The sequence below is a fragment of the Vibrio hepatarius genome (genome assembly GCF_018860525.1).
GTDB lineage: Bacteria > Pseudomonadota > Gammaproteobacteria > Enterobacterales > Vibrionaceae > Vibrio > Vibrio hepatarius_B.
In genome coordinates, this window is sequence record NZ_JAHKPM010000055.1 from 29,447 (window position 1) to 53,582 (window position 24,136).

Here is a 24,136-nt window from a genome sequence, read left to right on the forward strand (position 1 = left end):
ATTAATCGAAAGAGGAGATATAAATATTGTACTTATTTATACCTTATCTGGGCTTGTGGAAACAACATCGACAGTCAATAAAATGCATAATTCGGTGAACTTATTTTGATCAACGGTCACTTTACGTATAGCAGAGTATGTATTCAGAATTTGGAACAGAAAATTAGAATACTATGTATGTCTATCATCTATGCTTGGGCTCGCATCTCTTCTTCAACCTGAGCATTTTCTTCTTGTTCAAGGCGACGATATTTATCAGCAATATCGATAAACTCGTGCTCGATGGCCATAAATGCGTTAATGACTTCGGGGTCAAAATGAGAACCGTTTCCTTCTAATATGATGGCTTTGGCTTTTTGGTGGGAGAATGCTTTTTTATAAACACGTTCGCAAATTAAGGCATCGTAGACATCAGCAATGGCCATAAGTCGACCAGATAAAGGTATATCCTCGCCGACGAGCGCTTTTGGATAACCACTACCATCCCATTTCTCGTGGTGAGTAAGGGAAATTTCTTTAGCAAGGCGCAAGAATGAATTGCTACCAAGGTGTTTCTCAGCCTTGGAAAGTGCATTTGCTCCAATTTCTGGGTGGCGCTTCATCACCTCAAACTCTTCCACTGTTAATTTGCCAGGTTTAAGGAGAATGCTATCTGGTATACCAACTTTTCCTACGTCATGTAATGGAGCTGATTTATAAAGCAGTTCAATATAACTTGGCGTAAGCAGCATTTTATATTTATCGAATTGACTTAGGTAAGTTGCCAGAGCTCGAACATATTCTTGAGTTCGCATGATATGAGCGCCCGTTTCGTTGTCACGAGATTCTGCTAATGCAGATAATGAAACAATGGCCACATCCCGAGTCGTCCTTACTTCGTTTTGGCTAGATTGCAAACTGTCGAGCATTTTATTTGTTAAAGAGGCCATTGAACCAAGTTCATCATGCTCAAAAATCGGCAAACGTTTTGCTATATTCCCTTGCGTTACCTCCAATAAAGAAGACTCCTGCGATAAAAGGACTTTACGTACTAATTTAGCCCAAAGAATAAGTATAGTTACAACGTAACCACCGATCGCGAGTGAGATGTATAAAAACTCTTTTAGTACACTGATTGCTCCACTACCATCAAGTAAACGTTCGGGGTTGTTCTCCAGCCAGAAGATATCTTTTACTGCAACCATAGATAATAAAACAGTCAATATAACCAGCAGCATACATACCATCATCGTCATATGATTAACGATAGATTGACGTTCTCCACTTAGCTCGAAAAAATTGCACGCCTCATCATAATCAAATCTTTGGATCTTAGAAGATAATTGAAGAATCAATCCTGACAAAAAACCGAATAAGCTCATGCCAAATAGGACTTTAACGTTACTCTCTAAGCCAAAGTTATAATAAACGTTGTAGAATAGTGCGAGGGGGATGCTCACCAGAAAAAACAAGGTTGAGTCGAGTTTTGTGTGATGCTGTTTATTTATCAGTGGGTGATTTTTTAGAAACACATGTCTGATGAGGAAAAGCAGTGAAAAAGTTACTCCGATGTGCACAAAAGTCTCTATTGGGGTGAGTGTCTCTAGAAAGGGACAAACTCGGCCACCGTAGATCGCGAATACAACCGCGGCGATAGCATATAACTTAAATGTTAGTCGTGCATTATAGTTTGAATGTACCATACTTAGCCCTTTTATTGCTGCCATGTATCCGGTTAGGGTACTCGACGAACCACTACTATCATATGACCTGTGGTTATGATGATTTATTTCAGATTGTAGAGATGCATCAGTAAATGTTAGCGTATGAAATAAAATTTTAATGTAAAAGTTTGAATTACAAAGATAAGTAATAAAATAACTTTTAGTGTTTTATGGGAAATATTAATTAAATCATATAACTAATTGTCTTTTGTATAAAAAATGTGAGAGAAAATGACCCGCTACCAGCAACTTGCTGAACAACTCAAGCTACAAATTGAAACTAGGGTGTGGCGTTCAGGGGATAAAGTACCTTCGGTAAGAATGACTAGCCGTAATAGTTCACTAAGTACGTCAACAGTTATACAAGCCTATAAACTTCTTGAAGCTCAAGGGTGGCTAGTGGCCAAACCTCAATCTGGATATTTTGTCACATCGATTATGGGTCGAGTGACAGAGGAAAGTTCAGTGAAGGCTACCAAGCCCCATTTCAGCGACAAGCTGTATGAATTTCTACAAAGTAGCAGTCATGCTAATGTTGCCCTCGGCTCAGCATTTCCTGATCCCAGTCTTTTTCCTTTACAGTCAATTAATCGGCATCTTGCAAGTGCTGGACGAAAAATGTCAATTAATAGTGTCGTTGAAAATATGCCTCCCGGTAATGAAGCATTAAGGCGTCAGATTGCTCAGAGATATATTAACCATGGCCTATCGGTATCGCATAATGACATTGTTATCACGTCGGGAGCGATGGAAGCCCTTAACCTTAGTTTACAAGTTGTTACTCATCCAGGTGATACGATAGTCATAGAAGCACCAGCATTTTACGGTGCAATACAGGCTGTAGAGAGGTTGGGTCTTAAAGCGATTGAAGTACCTGTCAACTTGGAAACAGGGCTATGCGTCAACCAATTTGAAAAGGTAGTCAGCCAAAACGACATAAAAGTTTGCTGGATTATGCCTAGTTTTCAAAATCCGACGGGTACGTGCTTGTCTTACCGAAAGCGACAAAAAATTATAGAACTTGCAAATCAGTTTGATGTAGTCGTTGTTGAAGATGACGTGTATTCAGAGCTCTACTTTGGAGAGCAAAGACCACGGCCTATTAAATACTGGGATAAAGAGGATAGAGTGCTTCTCTGTGGATCTTTTTCTAAATCATTGTGTCCAGGATATCGAGTTGGTTGGGTTGTCAATCAGACATTCCATGAAAGGTTACAAAAAGCTCAACTGGTTTCAACTCTGGCGGGAAGCTTACCCGTTCAAGAGGGTATCGCTCATTTTCTTAAATATGAAAGTTTCGATAAACACTTAAGAAAGATACGAAAAGAATTGAGTAATAGGCAAAAGATTCTTATTCAAACAATTAATTCCTACTTTCCAAGTAATATAACGGTGAATCGACCTAGTGGTGGTTACTTTATATGGGTTGAACTTGGGGCGTATATTGACACCTATAGGGTGTATAAAAAGCTACAAAAAAATGGTATTAGCATCGCATATGGGGGCCTTTTCAGTGTTAAAGATCAGTTTCAAGATTGTATTCGCCTCAATACTTCTTATCCAGTGACCCAAGAACTGAAGGAGACAGTTCGATATATTGCGTTGATGCTCTCATGATACCGATACTAGAAAAGTATGAGTAACCCATACTAATCCCTGTATTTTTTAGATTAATTACTCAATTTATGTATGATTTTTTATATGTATCAATTAGCTCGAATTTGTGATCTTTTCTGAATAATTATTTTCTTTTATTATGTTAATTGTAACTTTATATTAACGGTGTTAGCTTTTGAATCACTAAGGTTAAACATTGTACAACCCAACGTAAACATTTCGCTGAGTTTTAATAACTAAATGTTATTATCTGAGTTGGTATGGCGCTGATGCTAATCTCGTTTAACGCGTAATTAATTATCTAAATTAACCGAGGCTGCATAAAAATGTAGCTTGAATTAATGTAAGAAGCATAATGTTAAAGATTACAAAAAAAAGCAGAACTGGTCGGCTTTTGGATAAGGAAGTTTATTACTACGCAGGAGAAGTATTAGCCGCTAAATCCTCTTATGATCCTTTCTTTGCGAAAGGAGCAAAAGAAAACTACGTACTCGAATGGTATTTGGGTGGTTTTGCCCGTAAGCAGGTTGGAGCATTAGATCATGATCATGCTGAAGCTAAATTTGATCACCGATTGCAGCTTTGGACTGAGCGCATTTCACATGATGCAGCAGTAGTAAGGCCTGTGAAATAAGGACTACTTAGTTTTTATCATACATAGTATTTTGATAAGCGTAAAAAACCTCCCGCAGGAGGTTTTTAAGTTTCATATTTAGAAGCTTGCAGAGCGTGGTGTCCGTGGGAATGGAATAACGTCGCGAACATTACCCATACCTGTCACATAAGAGACTAAGCGTTCAAAGCCTAAACCAAAACCAGCATGAGGTACTGTTCCATAACGGCGTAGATCACGGTACCAGCCCATGTGCTCTGGATCAATTCCCATGTCACGCATGCGGGAGTCTAGAACTTCCAAACGTTCTTCACGCTGCGAACCTCCAATAATTTCACCAATGCCAGGCGCGAGTACATCCATAGCCGCGACTGTTTTTCCATCGTCGTTTAAACGCATGTAGAACGCTTTGATATCTTTAGGATAGTTTTTCACAATGACAGGCGCTTTAAAGTGTTCTTCGGCTAGAAAACGCTCATGCTCTGAAGACATATCAATGCCCCATTCGACAGGAAACTCAAAATTACGACCAGAGTCTAAAAGGATTTGAATCGCATCGGTATAGTCTACTTGCGCAAAATCAGATTCAACAAAAGCCTCTAGACGAGAGATTGCTTCCTTATCTATACGTTGTGCAAAGAATTCAAGGTCATCTCGACGTTCTTCTAGCACTGCTTTAAATACGTATTTCAACATACTTTCTGAAAGTGCGGCGATATCATTCAGATCCGCAAATGCGACTTCTGGTTCAACCATCCAAAATTCGGCTAGATGGCGGCTGGTGTTTGAGTTTTCAGCTCGGAAGGTAGGTCCGAATGTGTACACTTTGCTGAGTGCACAAGCATAGGCTTCAGCATTGAGCTGACCAGACACGGTTAAAAAAGTCTCTTTGCCAAAGAAATCTTCGTTATAGTCTACTGTGCCTTCTTCAGTGCGAGGTAGGTTTTCCATGTCGAGCGTAGAAATACGAAACATTTCACCCGCTCCTTCTGCATCAGAGGACGTGATAAGAGGAGCAGAAACCCAGTAGTAACCTTGCTCATGGTAAAAGCGGTGGATAGCTTGAGAAAGACAGTTACGGACACGTGCAACAGCACCGATAACATTGGTACGTGGACGCAGATGTGCCACTTCACGCAAATACTCTATTGAGTGACGAGTTTTGGCCATTGGATAGGTATCAGCATCCTCTACCCAACCTACGACTTTAACGGCTGTTGCGGCAAGTTCAAAATCTTGCCCTTTCGCCGGAGATTCAGTAATCGTTCCTGTTACTTCTACTGAGCATCCAGTAGTTAGTTTTAGGACTTCTTCGGTGTAATTATTTATATTACTAGGGACCACGGCCTGAATCGGGTCGAAACAAGAGCCGTCGTAAATGGCAAGAAAAGAGATCCCAGCTTTGGAATCACGACGCGAACGGATCCAGCCTCGGACAGTGACTTCACTGCCAACAGCTAGCTTACCGCGGAATACGTCAGATACAGGCGCGTAAGTCATGTTGTAAATATTCTCCATCAAGTAAAAAATCAATCCAGTGCATAGGGGGCCAAATGTAAGTTCACAAAAAGCGGCACTAAATTGCTAATGTTCAGAGACACATATTACCTTTCAATTTCGAGGCTTCAACCTTTATTCGTCGTATGTGAAGTAAAAAACACATAAATTACCTCAACTCTGTAATAATTGTTGGTGTTCGAGAAATCATTATTAAAGAAATAATCCCATAAATATGTCAGTGAAACTTGTCACTACTATACTATTTCCTTAGTATTGCGTGTCTTTTGTAATGCCCGAGAACCAAAATGAAAACTGAATTATACAAAGAGTTTATGTTTGAGGCGGCGCACCACCTTCCAAATGTACCGGAAGGCCACAAGTGCGGCCGCTTACATGGCCACTCTTTTTTAGTTCGTCTATACGTAGAAGGCGAGGTTGACCCACATACGGGATGGTTGATTGATTTCGCAGAGCTTAAAGCTGCATTTCACCCTATATATGAACAGCTTGATCATTACTATTTGAATGATATCGAAGGATTGGAAAATCCAACTAGTGAAGTTTTAGCAAGGTGGATATGGCTAAAGTTAAAACCGACATTACCGCTTCTAAGTAAAGTTGAAATAAAAGAAACCTGTACTGCAGGGTGCATATACGCAGGCGACTAAAATACTGGCGGAGTTAAGACGAAGCCTAGAGCTTCGCTTTCTTGTTATCAATGTCGTTTATATCGATCAATAACTCGCTTTATTCTGGGAGAAAAGCATGCTTGCACGTATCTCAACGATAGTACAATTTGTTTTAGCGTTGTCGATTTTTTACTTGGGTTACTCCATTCATCAAATGACGAATAAGGTCAGCAGCATTGTTGAAACCTACCCTGAGATGATAGCGGATATTGATTCATTAGCGAAAACCTTACAGGTAGACGAATGGTTAAAAGTTATCGAAACAACTGAGCAATTGGTCCCTGATGTTGTAAGAACAATCGATGAGGTTTCTCAAAACGTCGCTGCTGTAAACCAAACTGCGGCATCTATAGATGCTAAGTTGCCAGCTGCTTTGGAAGAACTGGCTCGTTATCGCTTAGATGTATTCCCTACAGCTATGAGTGAAGTGGCAAGTTATCGCAGGGATGTGATCCCTTCTGTTCTGGTGGAGAGTGAAGGCTATCGACAGACTACGATCCCATTGTTGCTAAAAGAAAGCACTAACTTGCGTAGTGATATACCTCCGATGCTGGCGAAAGCTGATGAAATTGTTGAACAAAGCCAACAGCTTGCGGAACAGGCAACGTCAGGTGCAGTTAAAGGTGTGATCATGTCACCGATTAATATTATTAAGGATGCTGGTTCCCAGCTCAAAGGGAAGATCATTTTAGAGGAGACGCCGCAGTCCGAGTAATCAGCCTTTGGTATGTCTTATTGATGCAATATATGCCATTTCTTAAATGTGAATGTTGCAATCTGATTGCTAATGATTAATATGGTTGCTTCCTTCATCTTTGTTAGGAAGGCCGTAGAAGGAATACGGCATTAACCAAAGGATTGTTTGTTCACTTCGGATTCTTACATGATCTTAAAAATTACAACACCAATTATAGAGCCTACTGAAGGCTCACCGCACACTTTGCTTAACGTATCTCGTTCACTTCATTTTTCTTCATCGTACTTCTATTCTAAAACTCGCTATTTGTTTCGCTTCTGATTGTTCGCCACCGCACTAGGCAAACGCATTACTTCCTTCTCTTACAATAACTAGATACGAAACTTATGAATACTAAACTTTTCGGGAGCTCCCTGATAATTTCTGGTACCGCATTGGGTGCCGGTATGCTTGCAATTCCTATGGTCCTTGCTGAATTTGGACTTTGGTATGGCAGTTTACTAATGACTTTTATTTGCTTTGGCACAACTTATGCTGCTTTGTTGCTACTTGAGGCGACCTTAAAGACAGGAGGTGGATTAGGACTGAACTCTATTGCTAGACAGACGCTAGGCAAGTTTGGCCAAGTCGTCACTAACCTACTTTTATATGCTCTACTTATCTGTTTGTTAATGGCGTACATCCTTGGAGCTGCTGATTTACTTGACCAGTTTAGTTCCATGATTGGCCTTGGTATATCGGCTCAGTACAGCCAAGTTGTTTTTACTTTAGTTTCAGGGTTTATAATTGCTTGTGGTACAGGGGCTGTCGATAAACTTAATCGTGTATTGTTCTTTTTTATGATCATTAGCCTAGCTGTGAGTTTGCTAATATTATTGCCAGATTTTAGGGTTTCTAACATTACTCAGATTATTAGCAGTGACAAGATAGAGTTAATTAAAACCAGCGCGGTTCTGTTTACGAGTTTTGGTTTTATGGTGGTGATCCCCTCCCTAGTGGCATACAACCATGAAGCAAATGACAACCAACTAAGAAACATGATTGTTATTGGTTCTCTTATTCCGCTGATATGCTACCTATGCTGGTTATTTGCAGTTGTTGGGAATTTGAAGACGGAGCAATTAGGCCAGTTTTCAAATGTGTCTGAACTTATCCTTGTTTTTGAAGATCATTCTAAGTGGATTGGGGCAATTCTTTCCATTTTTACTGGGCTTGCACTTTTGACGTCATTTTTCGGAGTAGCGATGTCCCTATATAACCAAAATCGAGATATGTTTGGTCAAAATAAGGTGGTTACTTACATTCTTACCTTTATTTTACCTTTGATAGGGGCACTTCTAGCAGCAGACAAGTTCCTTGCTGTACTGAGTTATGCGGGAATTATATTAGTATTCTTGGCAGTATTTGTGCCTGTGGCTATGGTCTATGTGGTACGTCAAAGAGGTAATGAGCCGAAGCGATATCAGGCTGAGGGTGGTAGCGCTATGCTGCTATTTTCATTAGGGTTTGGTTTGTTTTTAATCGTATCACAGTTTGTGGAGTAGAGCATATTACCCATTAAATCAAGGCCTCTAAGATAGAGGTCTTTTATATTTTTTATTTCCATAGCATGGCAATAAATTGATAGTAGCATCAGCTTAATCATGGCTGTGAGGTAAAATCAGTGGTTGCTAATGATTCGTTATTACTGTACTTAAGGAGTGAGTGGATAAAGAATGAGGCCAATCACAGAAACAATCGCCTCACTCATATTATTGGTGGAAGTACCTTAACAAATAACTTTTACTGCTAAACCACCTTGCGATGTCTCGCGGTATTTAGCATTCATGTCTTTACCTGTTTCAAGCATAGTTTCTATGACTTTATCTAATGACACTGTTGGTGCAGAAGACCGACGCAATGCCATTCGTGTTGAGTTAATAGCCTTAACTGCTGCGATGCCATTGCGTTCAATACAAGGTACCTGAACTTGACCTGCCACGGGATCACACGTCAAGCCTAAATTGTGCTCCATTGCGATTTCTGCTGCCATACACACTTGTTCCGGGCTACCACCCATAAGTTCAGCTAGACCTGCTGCTGCCATAGAACATGCAACGCCGACTTCCCCTTGGCATCCTACTTCAGCTCCCGATATCGAAGCATTCCGTTTGTATAGACCACCAATAGCCCCAGAAGCGGCGAAGTATCGGAGGTAATCTTTTTCAGTGACGGTCTGAATGAATTTATCATAGTATGCAAGTACAGATGGAATAATACCACACGCACCATTGGTTGGGGCGGTGACGACACGACCACCGGCTGCATTTTCTTCATTAACAGCAAAGGCAAACATATTGACCCAGTCCACGACTGACATAGGGTCATTGGTGGTTTTTTCTGAAGTAAGTAGCAGTTGACGAAGGGCTGCTGCGCGGCGAGGTACTCGTAATGGGCCTGGAAGAATACCTTCAGTATTCATACCACGCTCCATACATTCACGCATCGTTTTCCAGATGTTGGCAAAGTAGGTACGAGTCTCTTCTTCTGAATGTAACACTGCTTGGTTTTTCATGACTAAAGTGCTGATTGAAAGACCATTTTCTTTACATTGATTGACCAATTCTTCGGCGGTAGTAAACTCGAAAGGGGCTTTAATGGCACTTTGCTTTTCTTTACCAAAGCTTTCTTCATCAACAATGAAACCACCACCGATAGAGTAGTAGGTCTTAGAGTAGATTTTTTCATCTTCCATCCAAGCATGAATTTGCATACCGTTCTCATGCAATGCAAGGTTAGTTTTGTGGAAGGTCATTGCTCCATCTTTAGGGAAAGAAACAGTGTGACAATGCATACCTACAGGAAGGCGTTCTGTCTCCTCGACCCTTGAAATGAAGCTAGGAATAGAATCTATATCGACTTTTTCGGGAGTATTACCAGCAAGACCCATGATAATGGCGATATCAGTATGGTGACCTTTCCCTGTCAGTGATAGCGAACCATAAACGTCAACGGTGACTTTAGTAATGTCGCGCAATTTTCCCATTGAGCGTAAATCATCAATAAATTCTTTACCCGCTTTCATTGGGCCAACAGTGTGAGAACTGGAAGGACCAACACCGACTTTATAGATGTCGAAAACACTAATCATATCGATTTCCTCAAAACAAAACCTCCCAGATAGGATGGGAGGTTTATTATTATCGTTATATTTTTTCTCAACCACTTATACAGTGAAGTGGTTAAAACGCGCCGTAGATTACCGAAGTAATGGCTGCAAAGCCACAGATAGCTGTGAAAATCTGTACTGACAGAGAAGTTTTGTATTTTTTCATTGCTGGTACAGTTTGCATAGCAATAACAGGTAATAGAAACAAAATTGCTGCAATCATAGGTGCCCCCATGGTCTCAATCATGTCAAGGATACTTGGATTTATGATAGCGACGATCCAAGTTGTAATGACGATAAAGAGTAAAGAGCCTTTTTCTACAACGTTTCTTGGAGCTTTTGAACGAGACTTAATTAAACCGACAAGACCTTCATGTGCTCCAAGAAAATGACCGAAGTAGCTTGATGTGATTGCTGCAAACGCAACTAGCGGACCTAAGTATGAAATAAGGGGTGACTCATGTGCGTTCGCAAGATATGACAATACGGATATATTCTGTTCTTTTGCCATAGCTAGCTGTTCTGGTGAAAGTGATAAGACAACGGAGAAAACGAAAAACATCACGAAACCCATCAGCATCATTGCTGCGCCACCAGTTATGGTATCTGTTTTTCTTACCGCGTTATCGCCATGTTTTAGCCGCTGTTCTTTCGCAAACTGAGAAATGATTGGACTGTGATTAAATGAAAACACAATAATTGGAATGGCAAGCCATACAACCACAGGCATGGCAGACCAATCCGGTGTAATTTCAACCATAGAGCTGTTCCAATCAGGAATGAGGTAGAAAGATAGAGCGAGTAGAATGAATACTAATGGATAAACCATCGCTGATGTCGCTCTTAGCATCAATTCTTTACCAAATACCACACCTGCTGTCATTGATGTAATAAGCGCCCCAGAAAGTAGCCATCTAGGTATAGATTCCATGCCAATTTGGTTAACTAGAAATGAATCTACCGTATTTGTGATGCCGACTCCGTAGATGAGAACGATGGGATAAATGGCGAAAAAGTAGGCGAAAGTGATAAGGTTTGCGCCAGTTTTACCAAAATGCTCTTCTACTGTGTCAGTGATATCTGCATTGGGGTTTTTAGCAGAAAGTACAAAGCGTGCAAGGGATTTATGAGCGAACCAAGTCATAGGAGCCGCGATGAGTGCTAGGATAACTAATGGCCAAAAACCACCAGCTCCGGCTTTTATTGGTAAAAAAAGCACACCAGCGCCTACTGCAGTGCCAAACAGTGATAGGCACCAAGTGAAGTCTTTGTAAGTAAACTTACTAGACGATTGTACGGCAGAAGCCGCAGAATTTGTAGGATTCATTTTATAATACTCATTTTGGGAACAGGAAATAAGTTGCGTGCAATTTTGCACAAAATATTGCACAAAAAATAGATCTAAATCATTAATTGATACGAGTGATGGTATAATAAGTGAAAAACAAGAATTTGTTCACGAAATTAATGAGTTTACTATGATTTTTGCTAATGGATTTAATAATAAAAACTAATGCATGTGCGTAAAAGTAAGTGGGTCAGCAAATGTGTCATTAGTTTATACGAAATGTTGATTCATTAATGAAAACGCTAAATGTGAGTTAGGAATGCATTATATGTTTTTGCATGGCGTGGATTATTTGTGCTGTCATTCCCCAAATAAAGTGTTTCTCGTAAGATAGGCCAAATACGCGATGGGAGTCATTTTGTAAATGGAAGCATTCACTGTGAAGGTACTGCCTATCTAACACTATAGATACAGGGACTTCGAAGACTTCATCGACTTCATTTTTATCTATGTTAATTTGATAGTTCGGAGAAACGAAGGCTAAAAACGGAGTGACAGTAAAATGGCTGATGGTGATGAGTTCGGGCATTTGGCCAAAAATAGTGATTTCATTTATTGGAATTCCAATTTCTTCGTAAGTTTCTCGCAGGGCAGTATCGGCAAGGGAAGTGTCACTTTTTTCGTGTTTTCCTCCCGGAAAGCTAACCTGCCCAGGGTGGTGTTTAAGGTGTTTTGCTCGTTTAGTAAATATGATGTTAAGACCTGCTCTGCGTTCTACAAACCCAATTAATACTGAAGCCTTGCGTAATGAATTGCGTGGGACGTGAGCAACACGTCTCAAGGTTTCTTGATGATAGCCGACAGTTTGCTGTAACTGAAACTTCTGAATGATCTGGTTTTTATTGAGCTCTGACAACACTTTAGCTCGCTCTCCTTATTTGAAAAACTTAACTTTATGATACATGCTTGATAGACCTCCATATTACTAAGGATAGCTCATTCTATGAAAGGTATTATCTTCACAGAGTTTATGGATTTGGTCGAGGAGAAATTTGGCTTAGATGCTCTTGATCAACTACTTTCTGATGCTGGTGATGAAGGCGTCTACACAGCAGTTGGCAGCTACGATCATAAAGATCTGGTACGCTTAATTGTACAACTCAGTAAGCAAACAGGTATAGATGCAGAAGAATTGCAGCGAGTGTTTGGTCAATCTGTGTTTGAGAATCTTTACCAATCCTTACCGGAAAGAAGCAGTTTACAAAGTTGTAAAAACTCACTCCAATTTATTCGTTTAGTTGAGGACTATATTCATGTCGAGGTGAAAAAGCTGTACCAAGAAGCTAAACCGCCGCGATTTGAATTTATTTCTGAAAGCGAAACAGAAATGGTTTTTGATTACAAAAGTGCTCGTTGTATGTCTCATGTTTGTCTTGGACTGATTGAAGGCTGCGCGAAACATTTTGGTGAAGTTGTCGATATCGTATTACATAACAATGATAAAAGCGGTAATGATGTGAGATTTAAAGTCGCAGTTGTAGGGAAAATAGATGAGTAGCCAAGGTGCTATTGAACGAAAACTTATCAGAGAAATTGCCGCGCGCAAGCAAGCTGAATTACTTCTAGAGAAAAAAAGTTTCGAACTGTATGAAGCTAACCAACAGCTACACCTTGTTTTAGGGGAACTGCAAAGACAAACAAACATTGACTTGCACAAACTTCAGTTTGAAGAACAGATTAATGAAACCCTTCTCTACTTTGGTAGGGCATTTTTAAGCCGTACGTTAGATGATGGATTGTTAGCGAGTTTGCTCGAGCGTTTGGATGCATCGTCAGCATTATGTAATTCAGGAGTTTTTCTTACTTTAGATACGGTATCAACGGTAAAAGCCAGTCAATTCGGTTGTATTAAAACGGAAAATGTTGAAGCGATTAAGCCTTTTGCGGAATGGAAGGATGGCCAACTTTCTATTCCTTTAGAAGCTGAGCATGAGGTGGTCGGTGAAATATCAGTTTTAGTGGTTGATAAAGATATAGATGCTGACTTCGTGGTAAGCCAGGTACGTCTAATTGCCGACATCTTGTGCAGTGCTATTAACCGGCAAATTATATTAACCAGTAATGAACAAGCAAGAACTCGGGCAGAAGAGTCTGAAAGGGCAACTAAAGAATTTGTGGCTATGATAAACCACGAGCTAAGAACACCGCTTAATGGTCTTTTAGGTAGTGCTGAACTACTTTCAGATACCACTCTGGATGAAGAACAGCGAACGTTCCTTACCAATCTTTCTCACTCGGGAGAATTGCTCCGTCACATCATCAACGATATTCTTGATTTCAGTAAGATGAATGCAGGTATGATGGAACTGATTCCCTCTCAGTTTGCTAAGGCAGATCTGATAGGCATGTTAGAAAGTGTATTTACGAATAGGGCACTTGATAAGGGAATTGAATTTAAAGTCTACTGCCCAAAAAATGTGCCTGCATGTTTAATTGGTGACTTTGAACGTATATGTCAGGTTTTAATCAATGTGATTGGTAATGCTATTAAGTTTACAGTAGAGGGTGGTGTAAACATTGATATCAAGTGGAAAAATGGCAAGCTTGTCGTGCAGGTTAAAGATACAGGGCTAGGTATTCCTGAGGAAGCTAAAGCGCTTTTATTCGCTCCTTTTGTACAAGCTGATTTAACTGCAAAGCGCAAGTTTGAAGGTACGGGTTTAGGTTTGGCAATTTGCAAAAACTTAATTGCTTTAATGGATGGAGAAATTAGCTTTATCAGCAAACTTGGTGTGGGTACCCAGTTTGATATTATTATCCCCCTCAAAGTTTCTACTGATAAGGAAATGAAATCAGAACAATATGACAAAGGGGCCGTAAAACAATTGGATTTGCTTTCGATTCTAGTCGTAGATGACATTCGAATGAATCAAGTGATTTTCAACCAAATGATGCGTAAAATATCGATTGTTCCAGACATTGCTTCTAATGGTATAGAGGCGATTAAGTCTGCATCAGAGCATGATTACGACATCATTTTTATGGATTGTCGAATGCCTGAAATGGATGGATTTGAAGCGACAGCATATTTGCGTGGACAGAAATACGTTAAGCCAATTATCGCGTTGACGGCTGGTACGACTCTTGAGGAGCGTGAAAAGTGTATCCAAAGCGGCATGGATGATATATTGAGTAAGCCATATACCGCCAAAGAGCTAAAGTTAATGATTGAAAAATGGGCTTAAACTTACACCCTCTAATTTGCTTCCAATACAGGTAAAATACGACAAAGCTTATCGAGCGTTTCTTGGTACTCATCACAGCTTTTGCTGTCGGCAATGAGCCCCCCTCCTGCCCATACGTAAAGATGGTTAGCTTCGGCAATGAGTGTTCGTATTGTAATACTCGTGTCCATGGCACCATGTCGGCTGATGTAGCCAATACTGCCACAATAGGCACTGCGACGATGCGGCTCGAGTTCTTCAATAATCTCCATCGCTCTGATCTTGGGGGCCCCTGTAATCGACCCACCAGGAAAGCTTGCACGTAGCAAATCTGTCGGTGAATAGCCTTCACCTAATTCCGCGCGAATCGTGCTTACTAGGTGATGGACAGCGGGAAAGCTCTCGATTTCAAAAAGTTTAGGAACATGAACGGTGCCGGGTTTAGCAACTCGACCTATATCGTTTCGTAGAAGATCTACGATCATGAGGTTTTCGGCGTGATCTTTTTCCGCATTAGCTAGTTCATGGGCATGTGCTGAATCGATATCAGTACATGTGTGTCTTGGTCGTGTCCCCTTTATCGGTTTAGCTTCTATATAACGATTGTTGACTTGTAAAAATCGTTCAGGTGATACACTTAAAATTGCGCTATTTTCAATTCGAATGAAAGCTGAGAATGGCCCTTGATTGAATGCATCGAGCTTTTGGTATGCTTGCCATTCGCAGCCGATGAACTGAGCATTAAATCTTTGAGCAAGGTTTATCTGATAGCAGTCCCCAGCGTTCAAGTAATTTTTCACTTTAGAAAAGCGATCCACATATTCCTGTTTAGTCATATTGGACTGCCATTCAGTTGTCAGAACAAAATCTAGGGTGGGTTCTGAAACTTGGTTCATCAACCAGTCATAATGAGTGTTAGCATTTTTTCCAGTGACGTAAGCTGCTTTCTTATGATGATCGACAACAATAGCCCATTGGTAAAGTCCAACCGCCATATCAGGCGTGGATAAATCCTGCTGAGCTATTTGCGGTAAAAGTTCAACTCTTCTTCCTAAGTCATAGGAAAAGTAGCCTAATGCCCCCCCAATGAAGGGGAGGTCGCCTTGGTAGTCTAGCTTTGGTAACCATTTCTCTTGCTGCTTTTCTAGCAGGCTAAAAGGGTCGTCAGATGATTCGACTTGTCCATTGGGGCTGATAATTTGTGTTGTTTGGCCATATGTTATCAATTTAACCAAAGGTTCGGCGACCAAAATATCGAAACGGCTGTCGACGTGTGCTTGTGACGCAGAGCGTAGAAGCATAGCCCAAGGCCTTGATGCAATCTTACTAAAGAGCTGAATTGAAAGCTCCGGGTGATAGTTAATAGGCTTGATTTCTAGGCAATTTGACGTCTTTTGATTCATTTGTTTTTTTTGTGACAAAGAGATGGTTGACTACATAGCAAGAGAAGTAAAGCAAGAGTATCATAATGCGACCTATCGCCGCTACAATGACGTTTATAATAACAAGATAGTCTCAGCTCATCTAAACTTGTGATTATACACAAGAGTATAAGCTCAGCTATATAGCGGTATAAAAGGCAGCATAACTATAACGAGGCATGCAATGACGGTAATTCGCAAGCAAGATGTAATCAGCAGTGTGGCTGATGCACTTCAATATATTTCTTACTATCACCCTCTAGACTTTGTTCAAGCCCTTGAAAAAGCCTACCACAAAGAGGAGAGTCAAGCGGCCAAAGATGCCATTGCTCAAATCCTAATTAACTCTCGTATGTCTGCAGAAGGCCACCGGCCGATTTGCCAAGATACGGGTATTGTGACCTGTTTTGTCAATATCGGGATGAGTGTCCAATGGGATAGTACAGATATGACGGTACAGCAGATGGTCGATGAAGGCGTTCGGCAGGCATACACTAATCCTGACAATCCGCTGAGGGCATCTATTTTGCTAGATCCAGCAGGAAAACGTATCAATACCAAAGATAACACCCCAGCAGTGGTTCATATTTCGATGGTTCCGGGAAACAAAGTCGACATACAGATCGCAGCAAAAGGTGGTGGTTCTGAGAATAAGACTAAGATGGTTATGCTTAACCCATCTGATGATATAGCTGAGTGGGTTGAGAAAACCTTACCAACCATGGGTGCCGGTTGGTGCCCACCGGGTATGTTGGGTATAGGTATTGGTGGGACTGCGGAAAAAGCGGCAGTTTTGGCTAAAGAGTCTTTGATGGGGCATATCGATATTCAGGAGTTGATCGATCGTGGACCTCAGAATGCAGAAGAAGAGCTTCGTCTGGATATCTTTAATCGAGTCAACAAGCTTGGTATCGGTGCTCAAGGCTTGGGAGGTTTGACGACAGTAGTTGACGTTAAAATCAACACAGCTCCAACTCATGCAGCCTCAAAACCAGTTTGCCTTATTCCCAATTGTGCAGCGACTCGCCATGTACACTTCACACTTGATGGAACAGGTCCGGCAGAGCTAATACCCCCTAAATTGGAAGATTGGCCAAAAATCACTTGGGAAGCCGGTACAAATACACGTCGTGTTAATTTAGACACAGTCACTAAAGCAGATGTTGAGCAATGGAAAACAGGTGAGACAGTCCTACTATCGGGTAAGATTCTGACGGGCCGTGATGCAGCCCATAAACGTATCCAAGGAATGATCGCAAGCGGTGAAGGTTTACCTAAAGGCATTGATCTTAAGGGTAAGTTTATCTATTACGTTGGTCCTGTCGATGCAGTAGGAGATGAAGCGGTTGGCCCAGCGGGCCCAACAACTTCTACTCGTATGGATAAATTTACCGATATGATGCTTGAAGAGGTAGGCATCATGGGTATGATTGGTAAAGCCGAGCGTGGACCAGCTACCGTTGAATCGATTAAAAAGCACAAAGCTGTGTATTTAATGGCAGTTGGTGGTGCTGCTTATCTGGTTGCTAAAGCGGTTAAAAAAGCCAAAGTGGTCGCATTTGAAGATTTGGGTATGGAAGCGATTTATGAGTTTGAAGTCGAAGACATGCCAGTGACTGTTGCTGTGGATTCTAATGGGACGAATGTTCATCAAATTGGTCCAGATACTTGGAAGGTTAAGATTCAGGAAATGGAATCGTAATAAGACTTGTCTTTGTACGCACTGTCAATATTATAGGTATACAAAGGTTATAGGGTGTAGCTTAGCTGCACCTTTTTTATATGGTATCTATTTGAAGGTATATGACTTCAGGAGTATTTATGCCGCGATTTATTCGAATTTTGCAAACGATTATTGCTGTTTTTATAGGGTGCTTTGTTGGCTATGACATGATTTTTTATGGTGTGAGTGTATTCGATCAAAAATACGTTCGCCTAACTCTAGTCCTGTTTGTTCTTTTAGAACTTGCTTTGTTCGTGATCTATAAACTTATCGAGGATGATTAAAAGCGAGCTAAAGCCATTTATCGAGCTAAAGCCATTTATCGAGCTAAAGCCATTTATATAGTCACCCCCCAAAATAGCTTCGACACTTCTATTCACATTAAGGGGTTATTCATCTTTGATTAAGGTTGTTTTAGCTAGAATAAGTGAGAGTTTAAATGAAGAGACCCTCAATGAAGAGTTTTCCACGAGAATTGAATGAATTGATTAGTCGCAGTGTCGATTCACATGTTCGCGTTGCTGTTACAGGTTTGTCCCGCGCAGGAAAAACTGCGTTTATTAGCTCACTGGTTAATCAGCTACTTCATACATCGACCCATGATAATTTACCTTTACTTACTTCAGCGAGAGAGCGTCGCTTAGTGGGTGCTAAACGAGAGCCTCAGGTGGATATGATGGTGCCACGTTTTGGATATGATGAAGCAATGAGCCAGGTATTCTCAGTACCTCCTACATGGCCTGAACCAACGCGTGACGTGAGTGAGATTCGTCTTGCATTGAAGTACAAGCCAACAAAAAAAACCAAGAAGTTATTTGGCAACACGTCAGTACTGCATCTTGATATTGTTGATTACCCTGGTGAATGGCTATTGGATTTACCCTTGTTGAACATGAATTTTCATCAGTGGTCACAAACTCAGTTTTCAGCACTAAAAGGTCAACGTGGTGAACTAGCGCAAGATTGGCTTGATAAACTGAATCAGTTATCTTTAGCTTCTCCAGTCGATGAAAAATCACTTGAGGCTACTGCAAAAGTATATACTCAATACCTTCATGAATGTAAAAGCTCTGGTTTGCATTGGGTACAACCTGGCCGCTTTGTCTTACCTGGAGAACTTGAAGGGGCACCAGTTTTGCAGTTTTTTCCGTGCCATTATGACCAAGAGGAGAAAGTACCTAAGGGCTCAAACTTGGCGATGTTGATTGCTCGTTATCAAGAATACCAACAGAAAGTAGTAAAAGCTTTCTATAAACACCATTTTTCTACCTTTGACCGCCAAATTGTATTAGTTGATTGTTTACAACCTCTTAATTCAGGTAGCGAATCGTTTTTCGATATGCGACACGCCATCGAACAAATCATGCATAGTTTTCGATATGGAAGGAGTAATATACTCAAAAGGCTATTTGCTCCTCGAATTGACAAGATACTTTTTGCGGCAACCAAGGCCGATCATGTTACCCCTGATCAGCATCCTAATTTAGTATCTTTACTCCAACAGATGGTACATCCAGCTTGGCAAACCGCAGCTTATGACAATATTGAAATGAGTTGTATGAGTATCGCTTCAATTCAAGCCACACAAAGTGGTTTTATTAATCAAGCTGGTGACACTATTTCGGCGATTCAGGGAACTACTACGGGAGGGGAAGCCTTAACCATCTTTCCTGGAGGGGTACCCCATAAATTGCCACAGCCGGACTTTTGGGTGAATCAGGAGTTTAACTTTTATGCTTTTCTACCTATGCCGAGATCAGAAGACGAGCCTTTGCCTCATATACGTATTGATAAAGCAATAGAGTATTTAATCGGAGATAAACTCAAATGAATGACTCTAAGGACAACAAGTTAAAAGCACAGAAAATCTATACTCAAACGCTAGAAGATAAACCAAGAATTGACACAAGTGAACTGACAGCACAGCTGAAGTTTGATGAAAAAGACACATTTATATTGGCAAAAAAGCAAGTCGATGAAGCAAGTGACGATATTGAAAAAAATCTAGAAAATGCAATTCAACCACCTAAAAAAAAGCGTTTTCTTACCGGCGGCTTGTTAAGTGTTTTCACCGTTTTAATCGCTTGGCAATCGCTAGATAGTCTACATACCTCGATTCAAATGGGCGACTGGTTATCTGTTGGATGGGCTGGATTTGTTGCGATACTTGCTTCTTTGGGCGTGATTGCGATTGGTAAAGAGTTATGGTTACTTAAAAAGTTACGTCAACAACTTAGCACACAAGATAAAGTTGAATTGTTAATCACAAACAATAGTGTCGGACAGGGAAAAGTTTTTTGCCAGTCTTTAGCTAAAGGTGCAAGGGTTGCGCCTACATCACCAAGTTATGTACGTTGGCTACAAGGACTAAATGAATCGCACAGTGATAGTGAAATCATTGAAATGTATGATGCTATTGTTGTTGGCGAGCAAGACAAAGAAGCCACTAAAATAGTGAGTCAATATTCTACAGAATCTGCGGCACTGGTAGCTATTAGCCCTCTTGCATTTGCCGACATGCTATTGGTTGCTTGGCGAAGCTTCAAAATGATTGATAGCTTGGCAGAAATCTATGGTGTTGAACTTGGATATTTATCTAGACTGAAACTGTTTAAGTCAATTCTAATTAATATGGCGTTCGTAGGGGTAAGTGAGCTTGCAATCGATGCAAGTGTGGACCTATTGTCAATGGATCTTGCTGGGAAAGTATCGGCTAGAGCAGGACAAGGCTTGGGAGTTGGTATACTCACTGCGAGACTTGGGCTAAAAGCTATGGCTTTACTTAGGCCGACTACTTGGCATTCTGAAAGGCAAGTCAAACTTGGTGCTATTCGTAAGCGTATCGTGGAAAAAATCGCCGCTTTAACAATCAAATAGCGCTATTGTGAAGCTGGTAATGTTGCTTTACTTGACGAGGATTTTCGCTTGGGTGAAACTACTGTCAACTTTTCCTGACACCTCAGACTAGGGATTTCCTCAGTGCGATTAGAAGTAATATGTGAAGACAGACTCGGGCTTACACGTGAGCTACTGGATATTCTGGCTTCTAGGAATATTGATTTACGAGGCATCGAAATTGATACCACGGGTATTATCTATCTTAATTGTCCAGATATTGACTTTGATACTTTCAGTGAGTTAATGGCCGAGATACGACGTATCACTGGTGTGAAGGATGTGCGTAAAATTCAGTTTATGCCGATGGAGAGGCATAATACCGAGCTTATTTCGCTGCTTAATAGCTTACCAGAACCGGTACTTGCGATTGATATGAAAGGTCATGTTGATATGGCCAACCACGCCGCCTTGAGTTTGTTCAATAGCGAACAAGAAGACATGATCGGGCATCCGATGGTGAGTTTGTTACCAAACTTCAATTTTTCGAGTTGGACAGACGGTAAAGTAACACGTCATCGTGAGGATGTGGTGATTGGTGGACTGGACTATTCGATGGAGGTGATGCCTGTATATATAATCGCTGAATCCAACGAATCAATATTGGCAAGTACAGTAATGATTATTCGCTCGAGTCAAGAAAAACCAATCTTGGTCGATTCTCTTCCCGCCCATAACAATCTTGGTTTTGAACATTTTGTAGGCGTATCAAATCGACATAAATCATTGATGGGACAAGCTAAAAAGCTTTGTGTGTTAGATCAGCCGCTGTTGATTCAGGGGGAGACAGGAACGGGCAAAGAAATGCTCGCGAGGGCTTGCCATAATCGTTCACACAGAGCTTCGGCGCCATTTTTGGTTTTAAGCTGCGCTTCTATGCCAGATGATGTCGCTGAGACAGAATTATTTGGTCATGCACCTGGCTCATTTAATCATGAGCAAGGTCATAAGGGGATTTTTGAGCAAGCGGATGGCGGTACAGTATTTCTCGATGAAATCGGCGAGATGAGCCCGCATTTACAAATCAAACTACTCAGGTTACTTCAAGATGGCACTTTTAGAAGAGTCGGTGCGGAGCAAGAGATTCATGTAGATGTGCGTGTCATTGCTTCCACTCGACATAACCTAGGTGAATTGGCTGAGTCGAGGTCATTTCGTGAAGATTTATTTTACCGATTAAACGTTCTGACATTAAACATTCCTGCGTTACGTGAACGACCCAATGATATTGCTCCATTATTAGATCTATTTGTATCGAAATACGTCAAACAACTGGGAGTTAAAAAACCCGAGCTTAGTGAAGGCTTAGTTGATCAACTCATTAACTACCAGTGGCCTGGTAACATGCGTCAGTTAGAGAATATGGTTCTTAGAGCGTTAACAGAATTAGATTCAGCAACAATAACTGTAGATTTATTCCACCTTCCTCAATTAGAAAACGCGACAGCAAGTGGTCCAGCAATTAATTTAGATGGATCGCTAGATGAAATTATGAAGGATTATGAGTCTCAGGTGTTAGAGCGTTTGTACCAGTCTTTCCCTTCAAGTCGCAAGCTTGCGAAAAGACTTAATGTCTCTCACACCTCAGTTGCAAATAAGTTACGTGAATACGGAATAAGAAAGAACTAATGGAACGAATAAGTACGCCGAAAAATGTTTATGAACAAGATGAGAACATCATCTTACGAACTGCTGAGCCGACCGATGGCAAATTAATTTCTGATTACTTTGTTGCTAACAAAGATTTTTTGAAGCCTTGGGAGCCTTGCAGGGAAGAAGCCTTTTACTCTGAGGCTGGTTGGACTCAAAGACTCATTAAGCTTCATGAGCTTCACCGAATGGGGCTGGGGTATTACTTGATTATTCTGGACGGTGAATCGGGAAATATGATGGGAACGGTATCTTTTAGTAATGTATCAAGATTTCCATTTCATGCCTGTAACTTGGGATACTCTTTGGCTGAAAATGCTCAGGGTAAAGGGGCTATGACTAGGGCGATGAGACTAGCAATTAAATATATGTTTAATATACAAAATGTTCATAGAATAATGGCAGCCTACCTTCCACGTAATTACCGTAGTGAAGCGACTTTGATGCGCCTTGGATTTAAAAAAGAAGGAATCGCGTCAGACTACCTGCTTATTGATGGTGTCTGGGAAGACCATATTTTGAGTTCATTGGTCAATGACAATTGGAAAGCTTCATGAGTCGTATAGAGAAACAGTTGTCCTTGATAATGGAGCTAGATCAACTTAAGTCGATTTTACGAAAAGCTAGAGTAAAAAGTGCCAATAATCGATTGGAAAATAGCGCCGAACATAGTTGGCATGTAGCCCTTATGGCTATTTTGCTCGAAGAACATGCCAATGAGTCGATAGATATTGCTCGAGTGGTAAAAATGCTATTGCTGCACGATATCGTTGAAATAGATGCAGGTGATACTTTTGCCTACGATACCCAAGCTATCGAATCTCAAAAAGACAAAGAGTTGTTAGCTGCTAAGCGACTCTTTTCCATGTTACCTTGTGATCAGCAAGAGGAACTATTCAGCCTCTGGTGTGAATTTGAGGGTGCAGATTCAGCCGATGCTAAGTTTGCCAAAGCGCTCGATAGGCTTATTCCTATGTTGTTGAACTATCACAATGGTGGAAAAGGCTGGTTAGAGCATGGGGTGACTTGTGAGCAAGCGCTGGCTGTCAACCGAAAAATTGAAGATGGCTCTCAAGTATTATGGGACCATGCCAAAAAAATGATTGAAGATGCCAGCCATCAAGGATGGCTTAAAGCCTAATGAGGAAAACGAATGTCGTATCTCACTTTGGACGAATACCAAAGAAAATGGATTTTTACTCATCACTCTATGCCTGTTGCAGAGCATGATCTAGAGTTAATAAAGCCCATGAATCAGGCTCGTTCTTCTCAGTTTTGGAAAGAAAATATTAGTACTCATAGCCCTGATGCTGATCGTTTAAGTTCGACTGACTGGCCGATGAAAACGTCCAATTGGAAGGAGAGTTTAGATTGGATGGTATCTTGGGAGTCAGATGATGAGGCTCTACCTCCTGGGGTAGATGAATTTCTCAGCTGGCAGGATGATGTTACAGTCTATTTTTGTTATGAAAAGTATAATATTGTTGAAACCAAGTGGTCCATATTTAAGCGTTATTGGAAAAATTTTCTGTTTTATGATGATGGCCCGATCTTGATTGCTCGCCGACGCAAAGAAGCTTTGTGGTTTGATTCTAAAGGTAATGTCAGACTTGGACATAGGGACTAAATAAAGAGGTGGTTGCTACCACCTCAAATTAAAAATTGGGAGGTCAGCCGTTTTGCAACAAATTTGTATTGTTACCTGTCGTCTTACTTTGTCCTGTAATACATTTCTCGATAAATTCGATAGCAATATTATTATTTTTGAGCGTTTCTGCCATATCTTCAGAGTGTATGGCAAAGTGAGGCGCAATTACTCTAGATAAATTGTTTGCCCCCATTTTATTGTACTCAGATTCTTTGACAACAGCTTTACACAAATCAATAACATTCTTTAATGGGCTTGGTAGCCCATTTAAATTAGGGGTAACGCCACCCTAAGCCTAACTAACCGGCTTAGGGCGGTAA

At 40.8% G+C, this 24,136-nt stretch carries 22 protein-coding genes; 15 read left to right on the forward strand and 7 right to left on the reverse strand.

Annotated elements, in window-relative coordinates; genetic code table 11:
* Positions 1-188: 188 nt before the first annotated feature.
* Positions 189-1,682, reverse strand: coding sequence for an HD-GYP domain-containing protein (locus tag KO511_RS16190; RefSeq protein WP_215988447.1), 1,494 nt, complete (start codon positions 1,680-1,682; stop codon positions 189-191).
* Between the two features lie 252 nt (positions 1,683-1,934).
* Here KO511_RS16190 and KO511_RS16195 point away from each other — a divergent pair, with 252 nt between their 5' ends.
* Together KO511_RS16195 and KO511_RS16200 are read left to right on the forward strand one after the other, a co-directional pair.
* On the forward strand, positions 1,935-3,320 hold the full coding sequence (locus tag KO511_RS16195; protein WP_215988448.1) for a PLP-dependent aminotransferase family protein: 1,386 nt from the start codon (positions 1,935-1,937) through the stop codon (positions 3,318-3,320).
* 355 nt (positions 3,321-3,675) lie between these two features.
* Positions 3,676-3,954, forward strand: a complete 279-nt coding sequence (locus KO511_RS16200; RefSeq protein WP_215988449.1) for a hypothetical protein — start codon at positions 3,676-3,678, stop codon at positions 3,952-3,954.
* A gap of 78 nt (positions 3,955-4,032) precedes the next feature.
* Here the strand turns inward: KO511_RS16200 and asnS are convergent, their stop codons facing one another.
* Entirely contained in the window at positions 4,033-5,433 is a 1,401-nt protein-coding gene (gene asnS / locus KO511_RS16205; protein WP_215988450.1) for an asparagine--tRNA ligase, read from the reverse strand.
* A 305-nt stretch (positions 5,434-5,738) separates the two neighbouring features.
* Here asnS and queD point away from each other — a divergent pair, with 305 nt between their 5' ends.
* From queD to KO511_RS16220, 3 genes are all read left to right on the forward strand, one after another.
* Positions 5,739-6,101, forward strand: a complete 363-nt coding sequence (gene queD, locus KO511_RS16210; RefSeq protein ID WP_215988451.1) for a 6-carboxytetrahydropterin synthase QueD — start codon at positions 5,739-5,741, stop codon at positions 6,099-6,101.
* A 97-nt stretch (positions 6,102-6,198) separates the two neighbouring features.
* Positions 6,199-6,837, forward strand: coding sequence for a hypothetical protein (locus KO511_RS16215; protein WP_215988452.1), 639 nt, complete (start codon positions 6,199-6,201; stop codon positions 6,835-6,837).
* Positions 6,838-7,205: 368 nt separating this feature from the next.
* Positions 7,206-8,363, forward strand: coding sequence for an amino acid permease (locus KO511_RS16220; protein ID WP_215988453.1), 1,158 nt, complete (start codon positions 7,206-7,208; stop codon positions 8,361-8,363).
* 224 nt (positions 8,364-8,587) lie between these two features.
* Here the strand turns inward: KO511_RS16220 and KO511_RS16225 are convergent, their stop codons facing one another.
* From KO511_RS16225 to KO511_RS16235, 3 genes are all read right to left on the reverse strand, one after another.
* Positions 8,588-9,949, reverse strand: a complete 1,362-nt coding sequence (locus tag KO511_RS16225) for an L-serine ammonia-lyase (RefSeq protein WP_215988454.1) — start codon at positions 9,947-9,949, stop codon at positions 8,588-8,590.
* A 91-nt stretch (positions 9,950-10,040) separates the two neighbouring features.
* Complete coding sequence (locus tag KO511_RS16230) at positions 10,041-11,294, reverse strand: aromatic amino acid transport family protein (protein WP_215988455.1); 1,254 nt, start codon at positions 11,292-11,294, stop codon at positions 10,041-10,043.
* Positions 11,295-11,568: 274 nt separating this feature from the next.
* On the reverse strand, positions 11,569-12,174 hold the full coding sequence (locus tag KO511_RS16235; RefSeq protein WP_215988456.1) for a CoA pyrophosphatase: 606 nt from the start codon (positions 12,172-12,174) through the stop codon (positions 11,569-11,571).
* 84 nt (positions 12,175-12,258) lie between these two features.
* On the opposite strand from KO511_RS16235, the gene KO511_RS16240 reads away from it, so the two are divergent.
* A complete protein-coding gene (locus tag KO511_RS16240; protein ID WP_215988457.1) occupies positions 12,259-12,813 on the forward strand; it encodes a heme NO-binding domain-containing protein in 555 nt (184 codons plus the stop codon).
* A complete protein-coding gene (locus KO511_RS16245) occupies positions 12,806-14,500 on the forward strand; it encodes an ATP-binding protein (protein ID WP_215988458.1) in 1,695 nt (564 codons plus the stop codon). The genes KO511_RS16240 and KO511_RS16245 overlap by 8 nt, the downstream gene beginning before the upstream one ends.
* Positions 14,501-14,511: 11 nt before the next feature.
* Here KO511_RS16245 and pabB read toward each other — a convergent pair whose 3' ends face one another.
* On the reverse strand, positions 14,512-15,882 hold the full coding sequence (pabB, locus tag KO511_RS16250) for an aminodeoxychorismate synthase component I (protein ID WP_215988459.1): 1,371 nt from the start codon (positions 15,880-15,882) through the stop codon (positions 14,512-14,514).
* 202 nt (positions 15,883-16,084) lie between these two features.
* Here pabB and KO511_RS16255 point away from each other — a divergent pair, with 202 nt between their 5' ends.
* The 8 genes from KO511_RS16255 to KO511_RS16290 all read left to right on the forward strand — a co-directional run bounded on the left by KO511_RS16255 (position 16,085) and on the right by KO511_RS16290 (position 23,795).
* Positions 16,085-17,602: a fumarate hydratase gene (locus KO511_RS16255; protein WP_215988460.1), complete on the forward strand. Its 1,518-nt coding sequence runs from the start codon at positions 16,085-16,087 to the stop codon at positions 17,600-17,602.
* 119 nt (positions 17,603-17,721) lie between these two features.
* The gene (locus KO511_RS16260) at positions 17,722-17,907 is read left to right on the forward strand and encodes a hypothetical protein (protein ID WP_215988461.1); all 186 of its coding nucleotides are present in this window, start codon (positions 17,722-17,724) and stop codon (positions 17,905-17,907) included.
* Between the two features lie 170 nt (positions 17,908-18,077).
* Entirely contained in the window at positions 18,078-19,454 is a 1,377-nt protein-coding gene (locus KO511_RS16265; protein ID WP_215988462.1) for a YcjX family protein, read from the forward strand.
* The gene (locus KO511_RS16270; RefSeq protein WP_215988463.1) at positions 19,451-20,500 is read left to right on the forward strand and encodes a YcjF family protein; all 1,050 of its coding nucleotides are present in this window, start codon (positions 19,451-19,453) and stop codon (positions 20,498-20,500) included. Before KO511_RS16265 ends, KO511_RS16270 begins: the two co-directional genes overlap by 4 nt.
* Before the next feature lie 102 nt (positions 20,501-20,602).
* Positions 20,603-22,147 (forward strand): transcriptional regulator TyrR, encoded by a 1,545-nt coding sequence (gene tyrR, locus KO511_RS16275; RefSeq protein ID WP_215988464.1) that lies wholly within the window; start codon positions 20,603-20,605, stop codon positions 22,145-22,147.
* Positions 22,147-22,725 carry a ribosomal protein S5-alanine N-acetyltransferase gene (gene rimJ, locus KO511_RS16280; protein ID WP_215988465.1) on the forward strand — a complete coding sequence of 193 codons (579 nt, stop codon included), beginning with the start codon at positions 22,147-22,149 and terminating at the stop codon, positions 22,723-22,725. The genes tyrR and rimJ overlap by 1 nt, the downstream gene beginning before the upstream one ends.
* Positions 22,722-23,309 (forward strand): HD domain-containing protein, encoded by a 588-nt coding sequence (locus KO511_RS16285; RefSeq protein WP_215988466.1) that lies wholly within the window; start codon positions 22,722-22,724, stop codon positions 23,307-23,309. The genes rimJ and KO511_RS16285 overlap by 4 nt, the downstream gene beginning before the upstream one ends.
* Positions 23,310-23,321: 12 nt before the next feature.
* On the forward strand, positions 23,322-23,795 hold the full coding sequence (locus tag KO511_RS16290; RefSeq protein ID WP_215988467.1) for a DUF2947 domain-containing protein: 474 nt from the start codon (positions 23,322-23,324) through the stop codon (positions 23,793-23,795).
* Between the two features lie 43 nt (positions 23,796-23,838).
* On the opposite strand, the gene KO511_RS16295 is transcribed toward KO511_RS16290, so the two are convergent.
* Positions 23,839-24,048, reverse strand: coding sequence for a hypothetical protein (locus tag KO511_RS16295; RefSeq protein ID WP_215988468.1), 210 nt, complete (start codon positions 24,046-24,048; stop codon positions 23,839-23,841).
* Positions 24,049-24,136 lie beyond the last annotated feature (88 nt).

What these genes read in the sequence shown, in the direction of transcription:
- rimJ (WP_215988465.1), top strand. Translation starts at nt 22,147, where the DNA reads ATGGAACGAATAAGTACGCCGAAAAATGTTTATGAACAAGATGAGAAC.
- asnS (WP_215988450.1), bottom strand. Translation starts at nt 5,433, where the DNA reads ATGACTTACGCGCCTGTATCTGACGTATTCCGCGGTAAGCTAGCTGTT.
- KO511_RS16195 (WP_215988448.1), top strand. Translation starts at nt 1,935, where the DNA reads ATGACCCGCTACCAGCAACTTGCTGAACAACTCAAGCTACAAATTGAA.
- pabB (WP_215988459.1), bottom strand. Translation starts at nt 15,882, where the DNA reads ATGAATCAAAAGACGTCAAATTGCCTAGAAATCAAGCCTATTAACTAT.
- KO511_RS16215 (WP_215988452.1), top strand. Translation starts at nt 6,199, where the DNA reads ATGCTTGCACGTATCTCAACGATAGTACAATTTGTTTTAGCGTTGTCG.
- KO511_RS16270 (WP_215988463.1), top strand. Translation starts at nt 19,451, where the DNA reads ATGAATGACTCTAAGGACAACAAGTTAAAAGCACAGAAAATCTATACT.
- KO511_RS16190 (WP_215988447.1), bottom strand. Translation starts at nt 1,682, where the DNA reads ATGGTACATTCAAACTATAATGCACGACTAACATTTAAGTTATATGCT.
- KO511_RS16290 (WP_215988467.1), top strand. Translation starts at nt 23,322, where the DNA reads ATGTCGTATCTCACTTTGGACGAATACCAAAGAAAATGGATTTTTACT.
- KO511_RS16265 (WP_215988462.1), top strand. Translation starts at nt 18,078, where the DNA reads ATGAAGAGTTTTCCACGAGAATTGAATGAATTGATTAGTCGCAGTGTC.
- KO511_RS16230 (WP_215988455.1), bottom strand. Translation starts at nt 11,294, where the DNA reads ATGAATCCTACAAATTCTGCGGCTTCTGCCGTACAATCGTCTAGTAAG.
- KO511_RS16240 (WP_215988457.1), top strand. Translation starts at nt 12,259, where the DNA reads ATGAAAGGTATTATCTTCACAGAGTTTATGGATTTGGTCGAGGAGAAA.
- KO511_RS16255 (WP_215988460.1), top strand. Translation starts at nt 16,085, where the DNA reads ATGACGGTAATTCGCAAGCAAGATGTAATCAGCAGTGTGGCTGATGCA.
- KO511_RS16245 (WP_215988458.1), top strand. Translation starts at nt 12,806, where the DNA reads ATGAGTAGCCAAGGTGCTATTGAACGAAAACTTATCAGAGAAATTGCC.
- queD (WP_215988451.1), top strand. Translation starts at nt 5,739, where the DNA reads ATGAAAACTGAATTATACAAAGAGTTTATGTTTGAGGCGGCGCACCAC.
- KO511_RS16200 (WP_215988449.1), top strand. Translation starts at nt 3,676, where the DNA reads ATGTTAAAGATTACAAAAAAAAGCAGAACTGGTCGGCTTTTGGATAAG.
- KO511_RS16220 (WP_215988453.1), top strand. Translation starts at nt 7,206, where the DNA reads ATGAATACTAAACTTTTCGGGAGCTCCCTGATAATTTCTGGTACCGCA.
- KO511_RS16260 (WP_215988461.1), top strand. Translation starts at nt 17,722, where the DNA reads ATGCCGCGATTTATTCGAATTTTGCAAACGATTATTGCTGTTTTTATA.
- KO511_RS16225 (WP_215988454.1), bottom strand. Translation starts at nt 9,949, where the DNA reads ATGATTAGTGTTTTCGACATCTATAAAGTCGGTGTTGGTCCTTCCAGT.
- KO511_RS16285 (WP_215988466.1), top strand. Translation starts at nt 22,722, where the DNA reads ATGAGTCGTATAGAGAAACAGTTGTCCTTGATAATGGAGCTAGATCAA.